Source organism: Streptomyces sp. NBC_01551, from assembly GCF_026339935.1.
Classification (GTDB): Bacteria; Actinomycetota; Actinomycetes; order Streptomycetales; family Streptomycetaceae; genus Streptomyces.
Genome location: NZ_JAPEPX010000001.1, coordinates 2,867,469 through 2,889,329, shown reverse-complemented (window position 1 = coordinate 2,889,329; position 21,861 = coordinate 2,867,469). Strand labels below are relative to the sequence as shown.

21 protein-coding genes, 1 pseudogene and 1 riboswitch are annotated in these 21,861 nt (G+C 72.2%); of the genes and pseudogenes, 12 read left to right on the top strand and 10 right to left on the bottom strand.

Annotated features, from left to right (window positions below):
- Window positions 1-10: 10 nt before the first annotated feature.
- Entirely contained in the window at window positions 11-1,453 is a 1,443-nt protein-coding gene (locus OG982_RS12780) for a M1 family metallopeptidase (RefSeq protein ID WP_266787268.1), read from the top strand.
- A gap of 64 nt (window positions 1,454-1,517) precedes the next feature.
- Here OG982_RS12780 and OG982_RS12775 read toward each other — a convergent pair.
- Window positions 1,518-1,757 (bottom strand): annotated as a pseudogene (locus OG982_RS12775) (GNAT family N-acetyltransferase); the annotation flags it as partial.
- A gap of 113 nt (window positions 1,758-1,870) precedes the next feature.
- Window positions 1,871-2,446 (bottom strand): TerD family protein, encoded by a 576-nt coding sequence (locus OG982_RS12770; protein ID WP_266787270.1) that lies wholly within the window; start codon window positions 2,444-2,446, stop codon window positions 1,871-1,873.
- Between the two features lie 147 nt (window positions 2,447-2,593).
- Here OG982_RS12770 and arfB point away from each other — a divergent pair, with 147 nt between their 5' ends.
- Entirely contained in the window at window positions 2,594-3,019 is a 426-nt protein-coding gene (gene arfB / locus OG982_RS12765) for an alternative ribosome rescue aminoacyl-tRNA hydrolase ArfB (protein ID WP_266787272.1), read from the top strand.
- A 105-nt stretch (window positions 3,020-3,124) separates the two neighbouring features.
- On the opposite strand, the gene OG982_RS12760 is transcribed toward arfB, so the two are convergent.
- Window positions 3,125-3,688: a flavin reductase family protein gene (locus OG982_RS12760; protein ID WP_266787274.1), complete on the bottom strand. Its 564-nt coding sequence runs from the start codon at window positions 3,686-3,688 to the stop codon at window positions 3,125-3,127.
- A gap of 302 nt (window positions 3,689-3,990) precedes the next feature.
- Here OG982_RS12760 and cdgB point away from each other — a divergent pair, with 302 nt between their 5' ends.
- Together cdgB and OG982_RS12750 are read left to right on the top strand one after the other, a co-directional pair.
- Complete coding sequence (gene cdgB / locus OG982_RS12755; protein ID WP_266787276.1) at window positions 3,991-5,715, top strand: diguanylate cyclase CdgB; 1,725 nt, start codon at window positions 3,991-3,993, stop codon at window positions 5,713-5,715.
- A gap of 68 nt (window positions 5,716-5,783) precedes the next feature.
- Complete coding sequence (locus OG982_RS12750) at window positions 5,784-6,821, top strand: CBM35 domain-containing protein (protein WP_266948554.1); 1,038 nt, start codon at window positions 5,784-5,786, stop codon at window positions 6,819-6,821.
- A gap of 49 nt (window positions 6,822-6,870) precedes the next feature.
- On the opposite strand, the gene OG982_RS12745 is transcribed toward OG982_RS12750, so the two are convergent.
- From OG982_RS12745 to OG982_RS12735, 3 genes are all read right to left on the bottom strand, one after another.
- The gene (locus tag OG982_RS12745) at window positions 6,871-7,794 is read right to left on the bottom strand and encodes a 1-phosphofructokinase family hexose kinase (RefSeq protein WP_266787280.1); all 924 of its coding nucleotides are present in this window, start codon (window positions 7,792-7,794) and stop codon (window positions 6,871-6,873) included.
- A 101-nt stretch (window positions 7,795-7,895) separates the two neighbouring features.
- The gene (gene nagA / locus OG982_RS12740) at window positions 7,896-9,047 is read right to left on the bottom strand and encodes an N-acetylglucosamine-6-phosphate deacetylase (RefSeq protein WP_266948553.1); all 1,152 of its coding nucleotides are present in this window, start codon (window positions 9,045-9,047) and stop codon (window positions 7,896-7,898) included.
- On the bottom strand, window positions 9,047-9,979 hold the full coding sequence (locus OG982_RS12735; RefSeq protein ID WP_266791985.1) for an ROK family protein: 933 nt from the start codon (window positions 9,977-9,979) through the stop codon (window positions 9,047-9,049). Before OG982_RS12735 ends, nagA begins: the two co-directional genes overlap by 1 nt.
- Before the next feature lie 237 nt (window positions 9,980-10,216).
- Here OG982_RS12735 and OG982_RS12730 point away from each other — a divergent pair, with 237 nt between their 5' ends.
- The 3 genes from OG982_RS12730 to otsB all read left to right on the top strand — a co-directional run bounded on the left by OG982_RS12730 (window position 10,217) and on the right by otsB (window position 12,703).
- Window positions 10,217-11,461 (top strand): extracellular solute-binding protein, encoded by a 1,245-nt coding sequence (locus tag OG982_RS12730; protein WP_266791986.1) that lies wholly within the window; start codon window positions 10,217-10,219, stop codon window positions 11,459-11,461.
- Window positions 11,462-11,535: 74 nt separating this feature from the next.
- Window positions 11,536-11,772, top strand: coding sequence for a DUF3263 domain-containing protein (locus tag OG982_RS12725; protein ID WP_266787284.1), 237 nt, complete (start codon window positions 11,536-11,538; stop codon window positions 11,770-11,772).
- An 82-nt stretch (window positions 11,773-11,854) separates the two neighbouring features.
- The gene (gene otsB, locus OG982_RS12720) at window positions 11,855-12,703 is read left to right on the top strand and encodes a trehalose-phosphatase (protein ID WP_266787286.1); all 849 of its coding nucleotides are present in this window, start codon (window positions 11,855-11,857) and stop codon (window positions 12,701-12,703) included.
- A gap of 147 nt (window positions 12,704-12,850) precedes the next feature.
- Here otsB and OG982_RS12715 read toward each other — a convergent pair whose 3' ends face one another.
- A complete protein-coding gene (locus tag OG982_RS12715; RefSeq protein ID WP_266948551.1) occupies window positions 12,851-14,308 on the bottom strand; it encodes a trehalose-6-phosphate synthase in 1,458 nt (485 codons plus the stop codon).
- A gap of 47 nt (window positions 14,309-14,355) precedes the next feature.
- Window positions 14,356-15,333, bottom strand: a complete 978-nt coding sequence (locus OG982_RS12710) for a glucosyl-3-phosphoglycerate synthase (protein WP_266791988.1) — start codon at window positions 15,331-15,333, stop codon at window positions 14,356-14,358.
- 185 nt (window positions 15,334-15,518) lie between these two features.
- Window positions 15,519-15,676: riboswitch (SAM riboswitch) on the top strand.
- Between OG982_RS12710 and thrC the strand changes: the two genes are divergently transcribed.
- The 4 genes from thrC to groL all read left to right on the top strand — a co-directional run bounded on the left by thrC (window position 15,670) and on the right by groL (window position 19,917).
- Window positions 15,670-16,968: a threonine synthase gene (thrC, locus tag OG982_RS12705; RefSeq protein WP_266948549.1), complete on the top strand. Its 1,299-nt coding sequence runs from the start codon at window positions 15,670-15,672 to the stop codon at window positions 16,966-16,968. It overlaps the preceding riboswitch by 7 nt.
- 35 nt (window positions 16,969-17,003) lie before the next feature.
- The gene (locus OG982_RS12700; protein ID WP_266787292.1) at window positions 17,004-17,282 is read left to right on the top strand and encodes a MoaD/ThiS family protein; all 279 of its coding nucleotides are present in this window, start codon (window positions 17,004-17,006) and stop codon (window positions 17,280-17,282) included.
- Window positions 17,283-17,698: 416 nt separating this feature from the next.
- Window positions 17,699-17,905, top strand: coding sequence for a cold-shock protein (locus tag OG982_RS12695; RefSeq protein WP_008743607.1), 207 nt, complete (start codon window positions 17,699-17,701; stop codon window positions 17,903-17,905).
- A gap of 389 nt (window positions 17,906-18,294) precedes the next feature.
- Window positions 18,295-19,917: a chaperonin GroEL gene (groL, locus tag OG982_RS12690; RefSeq protein WP_266787294.1), complete on the top strand. Its 1,623-nt coding sequence runs from the start codon at window positions 18,295-18,297 to the stop codon at window positions 19,915-19,917.
- A gap of 91 nt (window positions 19,918-20,008) precedes the next feature.
- Here groL and OG982_RS12685 read toward each other — a convergent pair whose 3' ends face one another.
- Together OG982_RS12685 and OG982_RS12680 are read right to left on the bottom strand one after the other, a co-directional pair.
- Window positions 20,009-20,674, bottom strand: a complete 666-nt coding sequence (locus OG982_RS12685) for a hypothetical protein (protein ID WP_266787296.1) — start codon at window positions 20,672-20,674, stop codon at window positions 20,009-20,011.
- Window positions 20,675-20,756: 82 nt separating this feature from the next.
- Window positions 20,757-21,167, bottom strand: a complete 411-nt coding sequence (locus OG982_RS12680; protein WP_266787298.1) for a GNAT family N-acetyltransferase — start codon at window positions 21,165-21,167, stop codon at window positions 20,757-20,759.
- A gap of 58 nt (window positions 21,168-21,225) precedes the next feature.
- Here OG982_RS12680 and OG982_RS12675 point away from each other — a divergent pair, with 58 nt between their 5' ends.
- Window positions 21,226-21,843: a phosphoribosylanthranilate isomerase gene (locus OG982_RS12675; protein ID WP_266948548.1), complete on the top strand. Its 618-nt coding sequence runs from the start codon at window positions 21,226-21,228 to the stop codon at window positions 21,841-21,843.
- The last annotated feature ends 18 nt before the right edge of the window (window positions 21,844-21,861 follow it).

The following is a 21,861-nucleotide window of genomic DNA, read 5'->3' as shown; positions in this document are numbered from 1 at the left end:
GATCGAGAGCGTGGAACACCGCTCTCTTCCCCGCCTCGCCGCCCCTGCCGTCGCCGCCCTGCTCGCCCTCACCACGGGGTGTACGGGGGCGACGGTGCAGGGGCGGCCGGGCGCGTCGGGGCTGCGGGATCCGTACTTCCCCAAGGCCGGCAACGGCGGCTACCAGGTCGAGCACTACGACCTCGACCTCGACTACGACCCGGCCGACGGGCAGCTGAACGGTACGGCCGTCATCACCGCCCGCGCCACGCAGGGGCTCAGCTCCTTCAACCTGGACCTGAGCGGGCTGCGGGTGGAGGGCGTGAGCGTGCAGGGGGCCGGGGCCCGGTTCAACCGGACCGGCAACGAGCTGACGGTGCGCCCGGCCGAGGACCTGAAGAAGGGCGAGGTCTTCCGTACGGAGGTCGACTACGTCGGCAAGCCGAAGGCGCTCACGGACCCGGACGGCTCCCAGGAGGGCTGGATCCGCACGTCCGAAGGGGCGCGGGGGGCCGAGGGGGCGGTCGCGGTCGGTGAGCCGGTCGGGTCGATGACCTGGTTCCCCGGCAACCACCACCCGAGCGACAAGGCCACCTACGACATCACGCTGACGGTGCCCAAGGGCTACGAGGCGGTGTCGAACGGCGAGTTGACCTCCCGCGAGGACACCGCCGACGGGCAGACGGAGTTCGCGTGGCACAGCCGCGAGCCGATGGCGAGCTACCTGGCGACCGCCGCGATCGGGAAGTTCAAGGTGACCACCGGGAAGACGCCCTCGGGGGTCGCCGTGTACGACGCGGTGTCGCCGGGCGAGGAGGCGCGCAGCGCGCCCGGGCTGGCGCGGGTGCCGGAGATCGTGGAGTGGGGCGGCGGGCGGTTCGGCCCGTACCCGTTCTCGACCGCCGGTGCGATCGTGGTGCCGGGCGAGACCCTGGCGTACGCGCTGGAGACGCAGACCAAGCCCGTCTACTCCGGTGCGCCCGAGGACGAGCTGGTGGTGCACGAGTTGGCCCACCAGTGGTTCGGCAATTCGGTGTCGCCGAAGTCGTGGCAGGACATGTGGCTCAACGAGGGCTTCGCGACCTACGCCGAGTGGCTGTGGACCGAGGACCACGGCGGGCCGAGCGCGCAGCAGCACTTCGACGCGTTCCTCGCCGGTGACACGGCGGTCGACGGGGAGGCAGGCTCGGACTGGGCCGCGTTCCCGCCCGCCGCGCCGCCCGGGCCCGAGCACCTCTCCGAGAGCCCGGTCTACCACCGGGGCGCGATGGTCCTGCACCGGATCCGTCAGGAGGTCGGCGACGAGAAGTTCTTCGCCCTGCTGCGCGGCTGGGCCGCCGACCACAAGTACGGGAACGCGAGTACGGCCGACTTCACCGCCTACGCGGAGAAGAAGACGGGCCACGACCTGAAGAAGGTCTGGGACGTCTGGCTGTACGGGGAAGACCGCCCGCGCCAGGCGCCCTCGCGCTGAACGCCCCCGCGCCAAGCGCAACCGTGCTCAACGCCCCCGGCAGACGCCCCGGCGCCCACCCGGTTCACAGCGCCTTGCGCAGGACCGTGCAGGGGCGTTTCAGCTCGCGGTCCTCGCCGTGGCGCAGCACGCCGTACCCCTGCGCCCGCCAGAACGCGAGGGCCCGCGGGTTGTTGTCGAGTACGGCCAGTCGTACGCCGGTTCGTCCCGCCGCGCGGAAGCGGTCCTCGACCGCGGCGGCGACGGTGCGGCCGTGCCCCTCGCGGTGCGCGGCCGCGTCGACGAGGAGGAGGCCGATCCACGGGAGGGCGCCGTCGACGGGGACGAGCGGCTGGAGGATCACCTGCCGAACGGTAGCGAAGCCCCCTCCCGGACGGGGGAGGGGGCTTCGCGAGCCGTTCAGCGGGTTCGGCCGACTCAGACGTTGACGCCGAAGTCCTGGGCGATGCCGGTGAGGCCCGAGGCGTAGCCCTGGCCGACGGCGCGGAACTTCCACTCCGCACCGTTGCGGTAGAGCTCGCCGAAGACCATGGCGGTCTCGGTCGCCGCGTCCTCGGAGAGGTCGTAGCGGGCGATCTCGGAGCCGCCGGCCTGGTTCACGACGCGGATGTACGCGTTGCGGACCTGGCCGAAGTTCTGGCTGCGGGACTCGGCGTCGTAGATGGAGACCGGGAAGACGATCTTGTCGACGTCGGCCGGGAGACCGGCGAGGTTGACGTTGATGGCCTCGTCGTCGCCGGCGCCCTCGCCGGTGCGGTTGTCACCGGTGTGGACGATGGTGCCGTCCGGGGTGGTCTTGTTGTTGAAGAACACGAAGTGGCCGTCGGAGACGACCTTGCCGGTCGCGTTGACCGCGATGGCGGACGCGTCGAGGTCGAAGTCGACGCCGGTGGTCGTGCGGGTGTCCCAGCCGAGGCCGACCGTGACGGCGCTGAGGCCGGGGGCCTCCTTGGAAAGCGAGACGTTGCCGCCCTTGGACAGGCTTACTGCCATTTTGACTGGTGTCCCTTCTGAGTCGCATGACCGCGAGATGTGGCCAAGTTACCGCTGTCCCTATAACGCGGGGAGGGGGGCGCGAGGTTCCTCGCGGTCCGTAAATGCGCGTGACGGGGAGCGGGGCGGGGGCCGATCATAGGGGGCATGCCTGGTCCCTATGTCATCCGCGGTTCGGTCGTGCTCCCCGAGGGGGAGCTCGCCTGGCGGTTCTCGCGATCCTCCGGGCCGGGTGGGCAGCACGTGAACACCTCGGACTCGCGGGTGGAGCTCCTGTTCGACGTCGGTGCCACGAAGGCGCTGCCGGAGGTGTGGAAGGAACGGGCGCTGGAGCGATTGGCGTCCCGCCTGGTGGACGGGGTGCTGACGGTCCGGGCGTCCGAGCACCGGTCGCAGTTCCGCAACCGGGAGATGGCGCTGGTCCGGCTGGCGGCCGTGCTGGCCGAGGCCACGGCGCCGCCGCCGAGGCCGCGTCGCGCGACGAAGATCCCCCGCGGGATCAATGAGCGCCGGCTCCGGGAGAAGAAGGCCCGGGGCGAGACGAAGCGGGGCCGTACGGGGCGGGACTGGTAGCCGGCTCCTCCTGCGGCGCCGTTGCCGGGGCTCCGCCCCGGGCCCTCCCCGGGACTCCGTCCGGAGGTACCCCCGCGCCCCACACGCCGACGGGGCCGGGCAGGGCTACGCCAAGTGCCGGTAGCGGCCTCGGAAGTACGTCAGCGGGGGTGCGTCCGGGTTCGGGAGGGTCGACGTCAGGACGCGGGCGACGACCAGGGTGTGGTCGCCCGCCGGGACGCGGGATTCCGTGCGGCATTCCAGGGTGGCGAGGGCGCCCGTCAGGAGCAGGGCGCCCGAGACCTCGCCGCGGGTGTGGGGGAGGTCCTGGAAGAGCAGGCGGTCGCTGATCCGGCCCTTCATGGCGAACCGGCCCGCGACCTGGAGCTGGCTGTCCGCCAGGACGGAGACCGCCCACAGCGGCTGTTCCTCCAGCAGGTCGTCCATCCGCGAGCCCTCGCGGATGCTGGCCAGGACCAGCGGCGGGTCCAGGGACACCGACAGGAACGCGGTCGCCGTCATGCCCACGTCCTCGCCGGACGGGCCGTCGGCCGTCAGCGCGGGCTCGTGCGCGGTGATCAGGCAGACACCCGCGGCCAGCCGGGACATCGCCGCCCGGAACTCGTCGTTGCTCACCCCCTCAGGATGGGGGGTCGGTACGGGGTTGGGTACAAGGGTCGTGTTCGGCACCCTCGGAACGCTAGTCTCGCCCCCTCGCGCCGCACATCGGGCCCTGGTACGAGCCGTGTCCCCGCCCCTCGGCCTAGGCCCGGGCGTAGCGTTTGCTCCCGAGAACGAGGGGGAGCGCTCCCAGTGAGGACTTCCCTGGTGCGCGCCATTATCCATCTCATGTGACTTAAGTCACAGACAGCAAGATTTGTTGACCCTGTGTACCTGCCGCACAGCTCACTGTGATTCAGTGGGCGGGACACCGCAACGAAACGCCGATGACAATCCTGGAGTTGCTGTCGAGGTCTCGGGGAGAGCGAGCAATGGAGACCGAGTCGGAGCCGTACGTCCGTCTTGCGACCCTGCGGCAGCTGCACCGGGTGGTGGCCGAGCTCAACACGGCCAGGAGCCTGGCGGACACTCTGCAGACCGTCGTGGACGGCATCGTCGTGGGGCTCGGCTACGAACTCGCCTGTGTCAACCTCGTACGCCCCGACGGTGATCTCGTCGTCGCCGCCTTCGCCGGCGACCCCGCGGCCGAGGCCCTGATCACCGGCCGGGTCGGCTCCCGCGCCTCCTGGGACCGCCGTCTGACGATGGGTGAGAACTGGGACGGGCTCCGCTTCATCCCGCACAGCGAGGGCTGGGTGCTGCTGGAGGACGACGTACCGCAGTGGCACACCGACGGCCCCGATCCGCGGTTCGAGGACGAATGGCACCCCGAGGACCGGCTCTACGCGCCCATGTACGCGACCGGCGGGGAACTTCTGGGTGTCATTTCGGTGGACAGACCCCGCAACGGACGCCGCCCCGGCGCCTGGGGGCGCGAGGCGCTCCAGATGTACGCCTTCCAGGCGGCGATTGCGATCAGCAACGCGAGGCTGCGCGCGAACATGCAGCGGGCCCTGGTGCGGCTGGAGCGAGAGCAGCAGGCGCTGCGCGCGAGCGAGGAGTCCTTCCGGCAGGCGTTCGAATACGCGCCGAGCGGGATGGCGATCGCCGAGATGGGCGGCGACCAGCACGGGCGGCTGCTGCGGACCAACGACGCGCTGTGCCGGCTGCTGGGGCGGCCCGCGTCGGTGCTGCGCCGGTACTCCTTCTCCGACCTGGTCCACCCCGAGGACATCGGCACGCTGCTGCGGACCTCCGCCGAGGGCGGCCGCGCCGAGCTGCGGCTCGGGCGGCGCGACGGCAGCTACGTGTGGGTCTCGCTGCGCAACTCCGTGGTCGCGGACGCCGCCGACGGGCCGCGCTTCCTGCTCACGCACGTCGAGGACATCGAGGAGCGCAAGCGGCACGAGCTGCAGCTCGCGCACCGGGCCAGCCACGACTCGCTGACCGGCCTGCCCAACAGCGCCGAGCTGCGCTCCCGGCTCGGCGCGCGGCTGTGCAGGCGGCCGCAGTCCGCGCGGGCGACGGCGATCGAGGCGCTCGACGCCGCCTACGAGGGGCGCGGCGGGCACGAGGCGGGTGGTGCCGGCGAGCACGGCTTTCAGCCCGACGGCCCGCACCCCTTCGCGGGGCACGACCCTTTCGACTTCCCCGGGGGCCCCGCCGGGTCCGGCCCGCCGGCGGGCGCTCCCGGCGAGGCGGGCCCGTACGACCACCACGTGCACGCGGTGGCGCCGGCGACGGACGTCGACGACGGGACGAAGGGGCTCGCGGTGCTCTTCTGCGACCTCGACGGGTTCAAGTCGATCAACGACAGGTTCGGGCACCACACGGGTGACGCGGTCCTGATCGAGGTCGCCCGGCGGCTCACGACGGGCGTCAGGGACGGTGACACCGTCGCTCGGCTGGGTGGTGACGAATTCGTCGTCCTCGCGGACGGGCTGGGCGCGGCGGACGCGGCCGATCTCGCGGTCCGGCTGCGCAACGCGATCATCCCGCCGATCCGGGTGGACGGCCGCGCGGTGCGGGTGGGAGCCAGTTTCGGCATCGGCTGGGCGAGCTGCGGGATGTCCGCGGACGAGGTGCTGCGCTCCGCCGACCAGCGGATGTACATCGAGAAGAGGTCGCGTTCCAAGGCCCACCGCAGGGCGGGCTGAGGCGATCGATCGCCCGTGGGCGCACCTGTTCGGGGTAGGCTCCCGGGGGTCGAAAGGAGTGACCTGCGATGACGACGCCCGCGAACAACGGCCCGCACGGTGGGGCGAACAAGCCCGAGGACGACGACCCGTTCGGCTACCTCTACGCGGACGGCCAGGCCGCCGGTGCCACCCCGCCCACGTCAGGCGGATACGGCTACCCCGGCCAGACGGTCGGCGGGCAGCCCGGTGCGCAGCCCGGTGTCCCCCGTACCTCGTACAACCAGGTGCGCACGGTTGGTGAGCGGACGTACGGCGGCCAGCGCGGCCCCGTCCCCCACCAGCAGGGCCCGCAGCCGCAGCAGCCCGGCTACCAGGCCCAGTACCAGGCCCCCGAGGCCCTTCAGGCGGGCGGCTACGGCGTTCCGCCGCAGCAGCAGGCTCCCCCGCCCCAGGCGCCCGCGCCGCGCGGCGGGCGCGGCGGTGGCGGCTCCAGCCGCCGCGGCATGCTCATCGCGGCGGTCGCGGTGGTCGCCGCCGTCGCGATCGGCATCGGCGCGGCCGTGGCGTTCGGCGACAAGGACGGCGACAAGGCCAAGGGCGGCAAGGACCAGGCGAACGGCCAGCAGCAGTCGGCCTCGCCGAAGAAGTCCGACGACACGAAGCCGAGCAGCTCGCCGGCCGCTTCGCAGGCCCCGCTCCCCAAGGCCGACGCGTCGGGCTCGGGCATGACGCTGACCGGCAACGCGGTGCTGCAGAACGCGGTGCAGGGCGCGAAGAGCGCGGGCGGCCAGTACGTCGGCAACTTCAACCAGCAGGGCGCGGCCCTGACCTGGACCGCGGACATCCCGGCCGACGGGAAGTACACGCTGTTCGTGAACTACGCGGTGCCCGGCAAGGACGCGAAGGCCACCCTCACGGTCAACGGGCAGAACCCGACGCAGTCCCTGAACCTGGCCAACTTCTCCAAGGCGGAGGCGGGGGCCTGGGACAAGGGCTGGACGCGCACGTTCGCGTGGATCAACCTCAAGAAGGGGTCCAACACGATGAAGATCTCGTGTGAGGCCGGCGACCAGTGCGACGTGATCTTCGACCAGCTGGACCTGGGCGCGGGGCACAGGCGCTGACGGCTCATCCGCTGACGGCTCATCCGCTGACGGCTCAGGCGCCGACGGCTCAGGAGCCGACGGCGGTGACCGTCACGCTCCGGGTGAGCTCCTCGTAGGTGCGGGCGTCGAACTCGCCCGCGCCCGGGGCGTGCACCGTGGCCGCCGAGAGGGCGACCGCGCGGGCCAGGCGCTCCGGCCAGTCCAGGCCCTCCGCGAGCGCGGAGAGCAGCCCGGCGACGGCGGAGTCGCCGGCTCCGGTGGGGTTGCCGGACAGCGGGCGCGGCGGGGCCGCCTGCCAGGTGCCCTGCGGGGTGGCGGCGAGCAGCCCGTCCGGGCCGAGGGAGGCGATCACCGCGTGGGCGCCCCGGCGGCGGGCGTCTCGGATCGCGGGCAGCGGGTCGCGGGCCCCGGTCAGCTCCGCCAGCTCGGCCGCGTTCGGCTTGATCATCTCGGGGCGGGCGGCGATCCCGCGGCGCAGCGCCTCGCCGCTGGTGTCGAGCAGTACGGGGACGCCGGCCGCGCGGGCCGCCCGTACGAGCGTGGCGTACGCGCCGACGGGGACACCGGGCGGGAGGCTGCCGCACAGGGCGACGGCCCGGGCACCGGCGAGCAGGTTCTCGTAGCGCTCCAGGAACCGCGCCCATTCCGCGGAACTGATCAGCGGGCCGGGCTCGTTGAACTGGGTGGTGTCGCCCGAGGCCGCGTCGGCGACGGCCACCGTGCGCCGGGTGCTGCCCGCGCAGGGCACCAGGGCGTCGACCACGCCGGGCGAGCCGGCGAGCAACTCCCGTACGACTGAGCCCACCGGGCCGCCCGCGAAGCCCGTCGCGGTGACCTCGTGGCCGAGCGCGGCCAGCACGCGGGCCACGTTCAGCCCCTTGCCGCCGGGGCGTTCGGCCGCCTCGGTGACCCGGTGCGAGGTGTGCGGACGCAGCCGCGGTACGCGGTAGGTGACGTCGAGTGCGGTGTTGAGCGTCACGGTCAGGAGCATGGCAGGCCTCGGTCTCGGTGGTTGCCGGGATGCCGGGATCATGCCAAACAGACGGCGGTCCGCCCAGTCCCGCCGGCCGGCCGCCGCCTTCTGGGACCCGCTCAGAGCAGCGGGCTGACGATCCATTCGCCGCGCCGCATGACGCCCTTGAGGTCGAACGAGGCGTCGAGGACGACGAGGTCCGCGTACTTGCCGGGCTCCAGGGAGCCGACCTGGTCGTAGAGGCCGAGCAGCCGGGCCGGGTTGGCGGAGATCGCCTGGACCACCGATTCGACGGGCAGTTTGTCGACGGTGACCGACCGCTTGAACGCGGTGTCCAGGGTGAGGGTGGAGCCCGCGATCGAGCCGCCCTCGACGAGGCGGGCGACGCCGTCCTTGACCTCGACCTCCAGCGGGCCGAGGTGGTAGGTGCCGTCGCCGAAGCCGGCCGCGTCCATCGCGTCGGTGATCAGCGCCACCCGGTGCGCGCCCGCGTGGTGGAAGGCCAGCTCCAGCATGGCCGGGTGCAGGTGCGTGCCGTCGTTGATCAGCTCGACGGTGACCCGCTCGTCCTCCAGCAGCGCGGCGATCGGGCCGGGCGCGCGGTGTTCCAGGCCCGGCATCGCGTTGTACAGGTGGGTGGCGACGGTCGCGCCCGCGTCGATGGCCTGGCGCGTCTGGTCGTAGGTGGAGTCCGTGTGCCCGATCGCCGCGATGACCCCGTGTTCGGCCAGCAGCCGTACGGAGTCCAGGCCGCCGGGGAGTTCGGTGGCGAGGGTGAACATCCGGGCGGTGCCGTGCGCGGCGTCGACGAGCTTGCGCACCTCGGCCGGGTCGGGGTCGCGCAGCAGCTCCGCCTTGTGGGCGCCCTTGCGGCAGGCGTTGATGAAGGGGCCCTCGAAGTGGATGCCGGCGATCTCGCCCTGCTGGGTGAGCTCGGCGAGCAGCGCGGCGCGGCGGGCCAGTTCGGCCAGGTCGTCGGTGACGGTGGAGGCGACGAGCGTGGTGGTGCCGTGCTCGCGGTGGGTCCGTACGCCCCGCAGGACGTCCTCGGCGCTGCCGGAGGTGAAGGAGGCGCCGCCGCCGCCGTGGTTGTGCATGTCCACGAAGCCGGGGACGAGCCAGTGCCCCGTCAGGTCGAGGGTGCGGGCGCCCTCGGGGGCGCTGCCGGCGATGCGGTCGCCCTGGACGATGACCCGGCCGTTCGCCACGGTTCCGGTGGGCAGCACCACCCTGGCGCCGGAGAGAACGGTGCTGTGTGCGCTTCCGGACATCAGGCAGGTACCTCCGTGGCGAGTAGGTCCCAGGCGAGCAGCCCTGCGCCCAGGCATCCGGCGGTGTCCCCGAGGGCCGCCGGAACGATCTCGGGCAGCCGCTGGAACGTGACGCGTTCCCCGACGGCGGCCCGAAGCGGTGTGAACAAGGTTTCCCCGGCCTCGGCGAGCCCGCCACCGATGATCAGCGTGCGCGGGTCCAGCAGGGTGATGGCGGTGACCAGGCCGTCGGCGAGCGCGCCGATCGCGGCGTGCCACACGGCGCGGGCGCCGTCGTCGCCGGACTCGACGGCCTTGGCGCAGTCCGCGGCGTCGGCCTCGGGGTTGCCGCAGGCGTCGGCCCAGGCGCGGCTGACGGCGGCGGCGGAGGCCAGGGTCTCCAGGCAGCCGTACTGGCCGCAGCCGCAGGCGGGGCCGCCGGGGCGTACCACGATGTGCCCGATCTCGCCCGCGTAGCCGTGCGCGCCGGCCTCGATGCGGCCGGCGATGCCGATGGCGCCGGCGATGCCGGTGCCCAGGGGGACGAACAGGAACCGGTCGGCGCCGCGGCCGGCGCCGATGCGGCCCTCGGCGAGCCCGCCCGTGCGGACGTCGTGGCCGAGGGAGACGGGGACGCCGCCGAGGCGGGCGCTGAGCAGCTCGCGCAGGGGGACGTCGCGCCAGCCGAGGTTCGCCGCGTAGACGGCGATCCCGTGCTCGGCGTCGACGATGCCGGGGACGGCGACGCCGGCGGCCGAGGCGGCCGTGCCGAAGCGCGCGCGGCCCAGGTCCAGGAGGTCGGCGGCGAAGTCCAGGATCGTCTCGACGACGGCTTCGGCGCCCCGCTCGCGGCCCGTGGCGCGGCGGGCCTGGTGCAGCAGGGTGCCGTCCTCGGCGATGAGGGCGGCCTTCATCCCGGTGCCGCCCACATCGAGGGCGATGACGTGCGCGATGACGTGTTTCACGGGTTTCACAGAGGACAGTCTCGCGTGCTCGGCGGGGAAAGGTCTAGTCCATTGGGGAGTGATTGTTGAGCTGCCATACAAAATCGGGCCCCGATGTGGCCGAGTCGCCAAAGTGGTGTAGACCTTACGTTGATCGTACGTACAACAAGGGGTGGATCGAGAACTGTGAAGGGCCGTTACCAGAGGCCGGCCGCCACCGGCGCCGCGCTGAGCCTGACCGCCGTGATGCTGACCGGCTGCGGAAGCCTGCCGGGCCTCTCCGGGGACAACGAGGTGACCCTGCGGGTCGTGGCGGCCGATTACGGGGACAGTCCGCAGAACTCCTCTTCGGGGTACTGGCAGGACCTCGCCGCCGGCTTCCAGAAGGCGCACCCCGGCGTCAAGGTCGAGGTCAGCGTCTACTCCTGGTCCGAGGTCGACGCCAAGGTCGCCGCCATGGTCAAGGCCGGCAAGGCCCCCGACATCGCGCAGATCGGCGCCTACGCCGACTACGCGGAGGCCGGCAAGCTGTACACGGCCGAGGAACTGCTCTCCGTGCAGACCGAGGCCGACTTCCTCGCGCCGCTCGCCGACGCCGGCAAGGTCAAGCGGACCCAGTACGGCATGCCGTTCGTGGCCAGCACCCGGCTGCTCTTCTACAACGAGAAGCTGCTGACGGACGCGGGCGTGCTCGGCAAGGACGCCAAGGGCGGCTGGCAGCCCAAGAGCTGGAGCGACCTGGAGGCGGCCGCCAAGAAGCTCAAGGGCGCCGGCGTCCAGACCCCCTTCGCGCTGCCGCTGGGCCGCGAGGAGGCGCAGGCCGAGACGATGATGTGGATGCTGGCCGGCGGTGGCGGCTACACCGACAACGAGGAGTCGTACGCCATCGACTCCGCCGAGAACGTCAAGGCGCTGGAGTTCCTGCGCGACAAGCTGGTCGGGCAGGGGCTGACCGGGCCGGCCGAGCCGGGCAAGCTGAACCGGCAGGACGCCTTCGACGCGTTCACGCGGGGCGAGGTCGGCATGCTCAACGGGCACCCCACGCTGATCAAGCAGGCGGCCGCCAAGGGCGTCAAGTTCGGCATGGTGGAAATGCCGACCGCCGACGGCACCGACCACCCCACGATGGGCGTCGCCGACTGGGTCATGGCGTTCAAGAACGGGCACCGCAAGGAGTCCGGGAAGTTCCTCGACTACCTCTACGAGTCGAAGAACGTGACCACCTTCACGAACAAGTACGACCTGCTGCCGGTCACCACCAGCGGCTACCGGGCCATGGAGGGCAGCACGGGCGGCTCGGCGGCCCAGCTGAGGACGTTCCTGACGGCGCTGCCGAACGCGCGGCTCTACCCGGTCGGCAAGAAGTCCTGGGCGGGCGTGAGCGAGGACGTCAAGACCAACATCGGCAAGGCCGTGCAGCCGGGCGGGCACCCGGAGAAGGTCCTGGAGGACATCGCGACCTCGGCGCGGACGGCGGACGGCAACCTCTGAGGCCGGCCGGGCCCGGGACCGGGGCCGCTGGGGCGTCCGCCTCGGGTGTCGGTGGTCGGCGTTAATCTGGCGGTATGACGGACGAGGGGCAGCTGACGGCCACCGAGGCCGCGGTGCTCGCGTACGAGGGACGCACCTGGCCGGGGCCCGGGGCCAAGGAGCGGGCCATACGGGAAGGGCTCGGCATGCCCCCGGTCCGCTACTACCAGCTGCTCAACGCGCTGATGGACGACCCCCGGGCGCTGGCCCACGCCCCGGGCACGGTCAACCGACTGCGCCGGATCCGCGAGGCGCAGCGGGCCCGGCGGTAGCCGGGGGTCCGGGGCTCGCGCTGCGCGGTGCGTCTTGTGCGCGCCGTAGCCGTCGTCCGGCTGGGCCGTTAGGGTCGTCCGTATGGGGAGCCATCCGCACAGCCTGCCGATGCCCGTCACCGCCGCCGGACGCGAGGGACTCGAAGCCCTGCTCCGGGTGCCCCGCCGGTCCGTGATCGCCCTCGACTTCGACGGCACCCTCGCCGAGATCGTGCCCGACCCGGACCAGGCGCGGGCCCACCCCGACGCCGTGCCGGCGCTGGCCGCGCTGGCGCCCGAGGTGGCGTCCGTGGCGGTGATCACCGGCCGGCCTGCCGGGGTCGCGGTGCGGTACGGGGGGTTCGCGGGCGTGCCGGGGCTGGAACACCTGGTCGTCCTCGGCCACTACGGGGCCGAGCGCTGGGACGCCGTCACCGGCATCGTGCACGCGCCGGCCGAGCATCCGGGCGTCGCCGCCGTACGGGCGGAGCTGCCGGGGTTCCTGGACACCATCGGCGCGTGGCGCGGGACCTGGATCGAGGAGAAGGGGCGGGCGCTGGCGGTCCACACACGGCGCGCCGCCGACCCCGACGCGGCGTTCGCCGCGCTGCGGGAGCCGCTGGCGGAGCTGGCGGCGCGGCACGGCCTGATGGTCGAGCCGGGGCGCGCCGTGCTGGAGCTGCGGCCGCCGGGCATGGACAAGGGCGTCGCCCTCACCGAGTACCTGGCGGAGACGGGCGCGGAGGCGGTGCTGTACGCCGGCGACGACCTCGGGGACCTGGCCGCCTACGCGGCGGTCGAGAAGCTCCGCACCGACGGCCTCCCGGGACTCCTGGTGTGCAGCGGCTCGGCGGAAGTCCCGGAACTGGCCACCCGGGCCGACGTGGTCCTCCCGGGCCCCGCCGCGGTCAGCTCCTTCCTCGCCACCCTGGCCACCGCCGTCCGCGCCTGACCCCGATCGGATCGGTGCCGCTGCGGGGGGCCCTGCCCCCGGACCCCCGCGCCTCAAACGCCGGATCTTCCAGCCCGTCCGGCGATTGAGGACCGGGTCCGGGCAGAGCCCGGGGAACGGTGGACGGGCGGGGCGGCCGCGGTGGGGCTACGGGCCGCGCAGGGCGGAGAGTTGGGCCTCGAACCAGGCCGAGGGCGGCAGCGCCGTCGCGGCGGCGGCCAGCCGTTTGGTGCGTTCCGCGCGCTCCGCCGCCGGCATGCCCAGCGCCTCGTGCAACGCCCGCGCCGTGTCCGACACGTCGAACGGGTTCACCGTCAGCGCGTCCTCCCGCAGCTCCCCGTACGCCCCGGCCCCCGTGGACAGCACCAGCGCGCAGCCCCCGTCCGACACCACCGGGATCTCCTTCGCCACCAGGTTCATCCCGTCCCGCACCGGGTTCACCAGCGCCACGTCCGCCAGCCGGTACGCCGCCAGCGAGCGTGCGAAGTCGTCCTGGACCGAGAGCAGCACCGGCTGCCAGTCCTGCGAGCCGAACTCCTCGTTGATCCGCGCGGCCAGCTCCCGCACCGACTGCGTGTACGCCCGGTACACCTCCAGGTCCTGCCGGGACGGATAGGCCGAGGCCAGGTGCACGACCCGCCCCCGCCACTCGGGACGCGTCGTCAGCAGCTCCCGGTACGCCAGCAGGCCCCGCACGATGTTCTTCGACAGTTCGGTGCGGTCCACCCGCACGATCGTCCGCCGGTCCCCCACCTCCGCCCGCAGCGCCGCCAGCTTGTCGTTCACCTCCAGCCGGTGCGCCAGCGCCCGCAGCTCGTCGCCGTCCACGCCGAGCGCGTACACCGCCACGTCCGTCCGCCGGTGCCCCCGCCCCGGGCCCGCCGGGCCCTTCTCGACGTACCGCTCCCCGCCCGTCCCCGCCGGGAAGCACGGGGCGGCGGTGCCCCGCTCGTCGTCCAGGCGCGCGCCCTCCATGAACGCGTGCGCCCACGCCGAGGTGTGGAACCCCACCACGTCCGCCCCGAGCATCCCCCACATCAGCTGCGCCCGGACGTCGTCCGGCAGCATGTCCAGGAAGTCCCGCGAGGCCCACGGGGTGTGCGTGAAGTGGCTGATCCGCAGGTCCGGCCGCAGTTCCCGCAGCTCGCCGGGGACCAGGGCCAGGTGGTAGTCCTGCACCAGCACCGCCGCGCCCTCGGCCGCCTCCTGCGCCAGCGCCCGCGCGAACGCCCGGTTGTAGACGACGTACGAGTCCCAGTGCCGCCGGAACTCCGCGTCGAAGACGGGCGCCGTCGGGACGTCGTAGAGGTGGTGGTGGGTGAACCACAGCACCGAGTTCGCGATGCCGTTGTACGCGTCGTCGTACACCGTCTCGTCGATGTCCAGCATCCGGACGCCTGGTTCGGAGACGCCTTGGCGGACCGCCTCCCGGTCCGCCTCGGAGAGCGCCGCGCAGACCCACAGCGCGTCCGGCTGCCGCGCCAGCGCCGCGGAGAGGCCGGAGACCAGACCGCCCCCGCCGCGCCGGGCGGTGAGGGTGCCGTCGGCGGCGAGGGCGTACGAGAGGGGGCCGCGGTTGGCGGCGACGAGTACCGAGTAGGCCATGCCGCGAACCTAGCCCGGCCCGCCCCGGCTCAAACGTGCGTTCCCGGTCATGCCACCCGGCGCACCGCGTACTCCTCGATGTCCGCCATCGGCGGCCGCTCCTCCGTGTCCACCGGGTACGTGCGCGGTACGAAGCCCTCCGGACCCCGCTCGAACTGCGTCAGCTCCGGGCGTACGAGGTGCCCGCGCGACTGCCGGACCAGCGCCGTCCGGTAGATCGCGGCGGCCATCCGGCCCAGCGCCTGCCCGTCCTGGTGGCGGTGCAGCCGGACGCCCACGTCCACCTGCGCCAGCGCGTCCAGCCCCACCGTGTGCAGCGCGTCCACCAGCAGGCCGAGCTCCACCCCGTACCCGACGGGGAACGGGAGCCTCTCCAGGAGGGACCGCCGAACGGCGTACTCGCCGCCCAGCGGCTGCACGAAGCCGGCCAGCTGCGGCCAGTGCAGGTTCAGCAGCGGGCGCGCCACCAGCTCCGTGACCCGCCCGCCCTGCCCCGGAGCCTTGCCGGAGGCGAGCCCGTCGAATTCGGGGCCGAGCGGGCGGTCGTACATCGCCTTGACGAACTCCACCCCCGGGTCGGTCAGCAGCGGGCCGACGATCCCGGACACGAAGGAGGACGAGAAGTCGCGCAGGTCGGCGTCGACGAAGCAGACGACCTCCCCGCTGGTCGCCAGCAGCGACCGCCACAGCACCTCGCCCTTGCCGGGCAGCGCCGGCAGGCGCGGCAGGATCTCGTCCCGGTGCACCACACGGGCGCCGGCCTTGGCCGCGACCTCCGCCGTCCGGTCACTGGAGCCCGAGTCGACCACCACCAGCTCGTCCACCAGCGGGACCGGCAGCCCGTCGATCAGGTCGCGCCGGATCACCTCCACGATCGCGCCGACCGTGGCCTCCTCGTCGAGCGCGGGCAGCACCACGCTGACCGTCGTACCGGCCGCCCGTTTCCGCTCCAGCAGCTGGTCGAGCGGTCGGTCGGCTGCGGACCAGGAGCGGTCGGCCAGCCAGCGCTCCACCTCTTCCAGCACGTTCTGCACTCCCTGGTTCATCCGTGGTTTCGTCCGAAAAGTGATCCATCTCGCGGTTCGGACGGCTGTCTCAACCGCCCGCACCTTCGGTTACAGTCTTGAACAACGCGAAGGACCACCGCATGCCGGGGTCCCCGCGCACAAACGCACCGGCGCGCCACAGAGCGCGTGTGCCGGTGCCATACCGCTCATCCAGAGGGGCAGAGGGACACGGCCCGTTGAAGCCCCGGCAACCCTCCAGTCGGTTCTCGCGATCGCGCACACAGCGACGTCAGCGGGGTCCCCGGCTAGGGAAGGTGCCAATTCCGTCTCATGGCGAAGTGCGCCATGGGGAAGATGAGGAGAAAGGGCCTCGCCATCATGGCTGCACAGACTGTTGCCACCTCTGTCGACCTCGGACCTGCCACCGGCCTTTCGTGTCGCGAGTGCGGTACCCGCTTCGAGCTCGGCCCCATCTTCGCCTGCGTCGAGTGCTTCGGGCCGCTGGAAGTGGCCTACGAGCTCCCGACCGGCGACCCGGCGGCCCTGCGGGCCGCGATCGAGGCCGGCCCCAACAACATCTGGCGCTACGCGCCGCTGCTGCCCGTCCCGGCGGACGTCGCCTCCAAGCCCAGCCTGAACCCGGGCTTCACCAAGCTCGTGGATGCCGAGAACCTGGCCAAGGAGCTGGGCGTCACCGGCAAGCTCTACGTCAAGGACGACTCCGGCAACCCGACGCACTCCTTCAAGGACCGCGTCGTGGCCATCGCCGTCGAGGCCGCCCGCGCCTTCGGCTTCACCACCCTGTCCTGCTCCTCCACCGGCAACCTGGCCGGCGCCGTCGGCGCCGCGGCCGCCCGCGCCGGCTTCCGCTCCTGCGTGTTCATCCCGCACGACCTGGAGCAGGGCAAGGTCGTCATGGCCGGTGTCTACGGTGGCGACCTCGTCGGCATCGAGGGCAACTACGACGACGTCAACCGCTTCTGCTCCGAGCTCATCGGCGACCCGCTGGGCGAGGGCTGGGGATTCGTCAACGTCAACCTGCGCCCGTACTACGGCGAGGGCTCCAAGACCCTCGCGTACGAGATCTGCGAGCAGCTCGGCTGGCGGCTGCCGGACCAGATCGTCATCCCGATCGCGTCCGGCTCCCAGCTGACGAAGATCGACAAGGGGCTCCAGGAGCTGGTCAAGCTCGGTCTGGTCGAGGACAAGCCGTACAAGATCTTCGGCGCCCAGGCCGAGGGCTGCTCCCCGGTCTCCACCGCCTTCAAGGCCGGCCACGACGTGGTCCGCCCGCAGAAGCCGAACACCATCGCCAAGTCGCTGGCGATCGGCAACCCGGCGGACGGCCCGTACGTCCTGGACATCGCCCGCCGCACCGGCGGCTACGTGGAGGACGTCACCGACGAGCAGGTCGTCGAGGCCATCAAGATCCTCGCGCAGACCGAGGGCATCTTCGCCGAGACCGCGGGCGGCGTGACCGTCGGCGTGACGAAGAAGCTCATCGAGAACGGGCAGCTCGACCCGGCGCTGACCACCGTGGTCCTCAACACCGGTGACGGCCTCAAGACCCTGGAGGCGGTGGCCGCGGACAGCGGGCAGACCGCCACCATCCGCCCGAGCCTGGACGCGTTCCGCGCCGCCGGCCTCGCCTGATCTTCTTCTCCCGCACCCGGAAAGGCAGTAGCTCCATGAGCGTCAACGTCCGCATCCCCACCATCCTGCGCACCTACACCGGCGGGCAGGCCGAGGTCGCCGCCGAGGGCGCGAACCTGGCCGAGGTCATCGCGTCGCTGGAGCAGAACCACCCGGGCATCGCCGCTCGCGTCCTGGACGACCAGGGCAAGCTGCGCCGCTTCGTGAACGTCTACGTCAACGACGACGACGTGCGCTTCGAGGGCGGTCTGGACGCGGTGACGCCGGACGGTGCGGGCGTCTCGATCATTCCCGCCGTCGCGGGCGGCTGCTGAGCCTTCACGAGGCCCCCGCCGCTTCTCCAGGTGGCACGCGTAAACGAAATTGCCCCCTCCGTTAATAAACGGAGGGGGCAATTCTGCTTGGTTGGGCGCGGTAGAGTTGGGGAAGTCCCCTCCGCTGTTCTTGCCCGCCGCATATGAACGGGTCGCGTGAGGGTTGACATTGAGTCAATATGCAAGCGCGGTATGGGGCATTGGTGAGATATGCCGGGCCCGAGTTGCCCGGGAAGATGCCAGATTTTCACTCTATTTCAAACTTTCTCCCTGGCCAGAATTCTCGTCGGATTGACCTGTTGCAGACAGCAGCGGTGCGGATACATTCAGCCCCGGTCGAGGCGTTCCGGCGCAAGTTCTGACCCGGGACCGCGAAGTGCGGTCCTGCGCAAGGGCCAGTAATAGGGGAGTTAGGCATGGCTCAGGGCACCGTCAAGTGGTTCAACGCGGAGAAGGGCTACGGCTTCATCGCGGTCGACGGTGGTGCGGATGTGTTCGTCCACTACAGCGCCATCCAGATGGACGGGTACCGCACCCTTGAAGAGGGTCAGCGGGTCGAGTTCGAGATCTCGCAGGGCCAGAAGGGTCCGCAGGCGGACATGGTCAAGCTCGCCGCCGGCTAGTCCGAGAGCGATCGACCACCGACGCACTTACATACGAGGGGCCCACATCCCGGACACGGGAGGTGGGCCCCTCGTACGTCTGTCCGGCGTCTGCCCGGCGCGGTCGCGGCGCCGTCGCGGGTGCCGGTGCGGCACCGTCCCGGTGGGCGGGCATTGCCCGAAGCCGCTTGCACTCGGAGGGGTCGAGTGCTAATCATTGGCGTTAGCACTCTCCTGGTGAGAGTGCTACCAGACGAGGACCGGGCCGGTGAGGCCCGCAGGGTCCGGCGGGAAGGAACCGCCGGGCACGCAGGCCGTCCGTCGCGGGCGCGGGCGCGGTCCGGAGCAATCCAGCCTCCCCTCACGCCTGGCGGCGTAGGGGGAACCCCAGTCCTGGAGGACCACTTCAGATGGCCAAGATCATTGCGTTCGACGAGGAGGCCCGGCGCGGTCTCGAGCGTGGGATGAACCAGCTCGCCGACGCCGTCAAGGTCACCCTTGGCCCCAAGGGTCGCAACGTCGTCCTTGAGAAGAAGTGGGGCGCCCCCACGATCACCAACGATGGTGTCTCCATCGCCAAGGAGATCGAGCTCGAGGACCCGTACGAGAAGATCGGCGCCGAGCTGGTCAAGGAAGTCGCCAAGAAGACGGACGACGTCGCCGGCGACGGTACGACCACCGCCACCGTTCTCGCCCAGGCGCTCGTCCGCGAGGGCCTGCGCAACGTGGCGGCCGGCGCCAACCCGATGGCCCTCAAGCGTGGCATCGAGAAGGCCGTCGAGGCCGTCTCCGGCGCCCTGCTGGAGCAGGCGAAGGATGTCGAGACCAAGGAGCAGATCGCTTCGACGGCCTCCATCTCCGCCGCTGACACCCAGATCGGCGAGCTCATCGCCGAGGCCATGGACAAGGTCGGCAAGGAAGGCGTCATCACCGTCGAGGAGTCCCAGACCTTCGGTCTGGAGCTTGAGCTCACCGAGGGCATGCGCTTCGACAAGGGCTACATCTCGGCGTACTTCGCCACCGACATGGAGCGTATGGAGGCGTCGCTCGACGACCCGTACATCCTGATCGTCAACTCCAAGGTCAGCAACGTGAAGGACCTCCTTCCGCTGCTGGAGAAGGTCATGCAGTCCGGCAAGCCGCTGCTGATCATCGCCGAGGACGTCGAGGGCGAGGCCCTGTCGACCCTGGTCGTCAACAAGATCCGCGGCACCTTCCGCTCGGTCGCCGTCAAGGCCCCGGGCTTCGGCGACCGCCGCAAGGCCATGCTCGGCGACATCGCCATCCTCACGGGCGGCACGGTCATCTCCGAGGAGGTCGGCCTCAAGCTCGAGAACGCGGGCCTGGACCTGCTCGGCCGCGCCCGCAAGGTCGTCATCACCAAGGACGAGACCACGATCGTCGACGGCTCCGGTGAGAGCGACCAGGTCGGCGGCCGCGTCAACCAGATCCGCGCCGAGATCGAGAACTCCGACTCGGACTACGACCGCGAGAAGCTCCAGGAGCGCCTCGCGAAGCTGGCCGGCGGCGTGGCCGTCATCAAGGCCGGCGCCGCGACCGAGGTGGAGCTCAAGGAGCGCAAGCACCGCATCGAGGACGCCGTTCGCAACGCGAAGGCGGCCGTCGAGGAGGGCATCGTCGCCGGTGGTGGCGTGGCCCTGCTCCAGGCCTCCGCGGTCTTCGAGAAGCTCGACCTGTCGGGTGACGAGGCGACCGGTGCCAACGCCGTGAAGCTCGCCCTGGAGGCCCCGCTCAAGCAGATCGCCGTCAACGGTGGTCTCGAGGGTGGCGTCGTCGTGGAGAAGGTCCGCAACCTGACGGTTGGCTGGGGCCTGAACGCCGCGACCGGCGAGTACGTCGACATGATCGCCGAGGGCATCATCGACCCGGCGAAGGTCACGCGCTCCGCGCTGCAGAACGCCGCGTCGATCGCCGCGCTGTTCCTGACGACCGAGGCCGTCATCGCCGACAAGCCCGAGAAGGCCGGCGCCCCGGCCGGCGGCGGCATGCCGGGCGGTGACATGGACTTCTGATCCGCCTCTGGCTCCGGCCACCGGTTGATCGGCTGTTCTCGTACCGAGGGCGGCACTCCTTCCACGCGAAGGGGTGCCGCCCTCGGGCGTTTCACCGCCGCTTCGCCCGCCGCGGCGTGCGGTGCCGCTTCTCGTACGCCTCCCGGACGCCGCCGGCCAGCCCCATGAGCACGGCGGTCCCGACCGCCACCAGGGCCGCGGTGCGCAGGCCCCAGGCGTGCACGTCGCCGGCGGCGCGCGCGGAGACCTTGCCCTGCGGGTCGTACAGCACGGGCAGGGCCTCGCCCTCCTTCGCCAGCCGCGAGGGGGAGTCCAGGTGGGCCGGGCCGCCCGCGGGGCAGTCCAGGCGGTGGTCGTAGGAGGTGCGGGTCGTGGTGCTCCAGTGGCCCTGGCTGTCCATCGAGGTCTCGGTCTCGGTGTGCTCGGTGACCTCCAGCACGACGCAGCTGATCTCGATGCCCCGCTCTTCGAGCGCGCCGTGCCCCACGGACGCCAGGGCGAGCAGGGCGCCGAGGCCGGCCGGGACGGCGGACAGGGCGATGAGCGGGGCTTCGCGCCGCCCGGCAACGGCGGCGTGCCCGCCGAGCAGGACCAGTGGCAGCAGCAGCCCGCCGAGGAGGAACCCCAGGGTGCCGAGCGAGCCGTACGCCGACTCCCGGGCCACGCCGAACGCCAGACCGGCGGCCAGCGGCGGCGCGGCCACCGCCACCGCGGTCCGCCAGAGCCCCCGCCCCCACCCGCCGTGCCAGCGCGCCATGCCCGCCCCCCCCGTGGCTCGTGCCCGTCCCTTCCAGGTAACCGGGCGGCGGGGGAGCCGTAAAGGGCGCGGGGCCCCGCGGTCAGAGCCGCTTGAGGAAGTAGACGTCCTCGTGGCCGGCCGGGAAGCCGGGGACGCGGGTGGTTTCCGCGTAGCCGTGGCGGGCGTAGAAGGCCGGGGCCTGGAAGGTGAAGGACGACACCAGGACGGTGCGGCAGCCGCGGGCACGGGCCTCGGTCTCGGCGGCGGACAGCAGCCGGGCGCCCCAGCCGCCGCCGCGGCTGTCCTCGCGGACCCAGACCATTTCGATGCCGGCGCAGTCGCCCCAGGTCCAGCCGCTGAGGCCGGCGACCAGCTCGCCGTCCGCGTCGTTGACGCGGACCGTGAACTCCGCCTGCTCGTGGCCTTCGGTCGCCTTCAGGTTGAAGGCGTCGAGTTCCTTGCTCAGCCGTGCGTCGAGTGCGGCGTCCGCGCCGCCGGTCGTGATGTCCATGGCGCCCATTGTGTGGGACCGATCTTGAGGACGGCGCGGACGGTGGTTGACTGCTGGCATGACTGACGTGGCGGATGTGGCGGACGTGTTCATCAAGATCTGCGGGCTGAAGACCGGGGCGGACGTCGATGCCGCGGTGGCCGCCGGGGCCGGGGCCGTCGGGTTCGTGTTCGCGCCGGGGAGTCCGCGCACCGTCGAGGCCTCCGTCGCGCGCGAGCTGGCGGCGCGGGTGCCGGACTCGGTGCTCACCGTCGGGGTGTTCCGGGGGCAGTCCGTGGACGAGGTGCGCCGGCTGACCGAGGCCGGCGGCGTGCGCGGGGTCCAGCTGCACGGCGACGAGGGTCCCGAGTACTACGAGGCGCTGCGCGCCGAGGGCCGCACGCTGCTGCGGGCCACCGCCCGGCACGTCGAGCGGTGCGGGGAGTACGGGGAGGACCTGCTGCTGATCGACGCCCCGGACCCGGGTTCGGGCAAGCCGTGGAACTGGGCGGCGGCCGGGTTCACCGCGCCGAGCGGCCGCTGGCTGCTGGCGGGCGGACTGACCCCGGACAACGTGCGGCGGGCCGTCGAGACCACCGGGGCGTGGGGCGTGGACGTCTCCAGCGGGGTGGAACGCGAGCGCGGGGTGAAGTCGCCGGATCTGATCCGGGCCTTCATCGAGGCCGCGCGGGGATAGGCCTACTGGCGCGACAGC

Coding starts and splice junctions, on each gene's coding strand:
- OG982_RS12770 (WP_266787270.1), bottom strand. CDS start 2,446: ATGGCAGTAAGCCTGTCCAAGGGCGGCAACGTCTCGCTTTCCAAGGAG.
- arfB (WP_266787272.1), top strand. CDS start 2,594: ATGCCTGGTCCCTATGTCATCCGCGGTTCGGTCGTGCTCCCCGAGGGG.
- cdgB (WP_266787276.1), top strand. CDS start 3,991: ATGGAGACCGAGTCGGAGCCGTACGTCCGTCTTGCGACCCTGCGGCAG.
- OG982_RS12750 (WP_266948554.1), top strand. CDS start 5,784: ATGACGACGCCCGCGAACAACGGCCCGCACGGTGGGGCGAACAAGCCC.
- OG982_RS12745 (WP_266787280.1), bottom strand. CDS start 7,794: ATGCTCCTGACCGTGACGCTCAACACCGCACTCGACGTCACCTACCGC.
- nagA (WP_266948553.1), bottom strand. CDS start 9,047: ATGTCCGGAAGCGCACACAGCACCGTTCTCTCCGGCGCCAGGGTGGTG.
- OG982_RS12730 (WP_266791986.1), top strand. CDS start 10,217: ATGCTGACCGGCTGCGGAAGCCTGCCGGGCCTCTCCGGGGACAACGAG.
- OG982_RS12725 (WP_266787284.1), top strand. CDS start 11,536: ATGACGGACGAGGGGCAGCTGACGGCCACCGAGGCCGCGGTGCTCGCG.
- otsB (WP_266787286.1), top strand. CDS start 11,855: ATGGGGAGCCATCCGCACAGCCTGCCGATGCCCGTCACCGCCGCCGGA.
- OG982_RS12715 (WP_266948551.1), bottom strand. CDS start 14,308: ATGGCCTACTCGGTACTCGTCGCCGCCAACCGCGGCCCCCTCTCGTAC.
- thrC (WP_266948549.1), top strand. CDS start 15,670: ATGAGGAGAAAGGGCCTCGCCATCATGGCTGCACAGACTGTTGCCACC.
- OG982_RS12700 (WP_266787292.1), top strand. CDS start 17,004: ATGAGCGTCAACGTCCGCATCCCCACCATCCTGCGCACCTACACCGGC.
- OG982_RS12695 (WP_008743607.1), top strand. CDS start 17,699: ATGGCTCAGGGCACCGTCAAGTGGTTCAACGCGGAGAAGGGCTACGGC.
- groL (WP_266787294.1), top strand. CDS start 18,295: ATGGCCAAGATCATTGCGTTCGACGAGGAGGCCCGGCGCGGTCTCGAG.
- OG982_RS12685 (WP_266787296.1), bottom strand. CDS start 20,674: ATGGCGCGCTGGCACGGCGGGTGGGGGCGGGGGCTCTGGCGGACCGCG.
- OG982_RS12680 (WP_266787298.1), bottom strand. CDS start 21,167: ATGGACATCACGACCGGCGGCGCGGACGCCGCACTCGACGCACGGCTG.
- OG982_RS12675 (WP_266948548.1), top strand. CDS start 21,226: ATGACTGACGTGGCGGATGTGGCGGACGTGTTCATCAAGATCTGCGGG.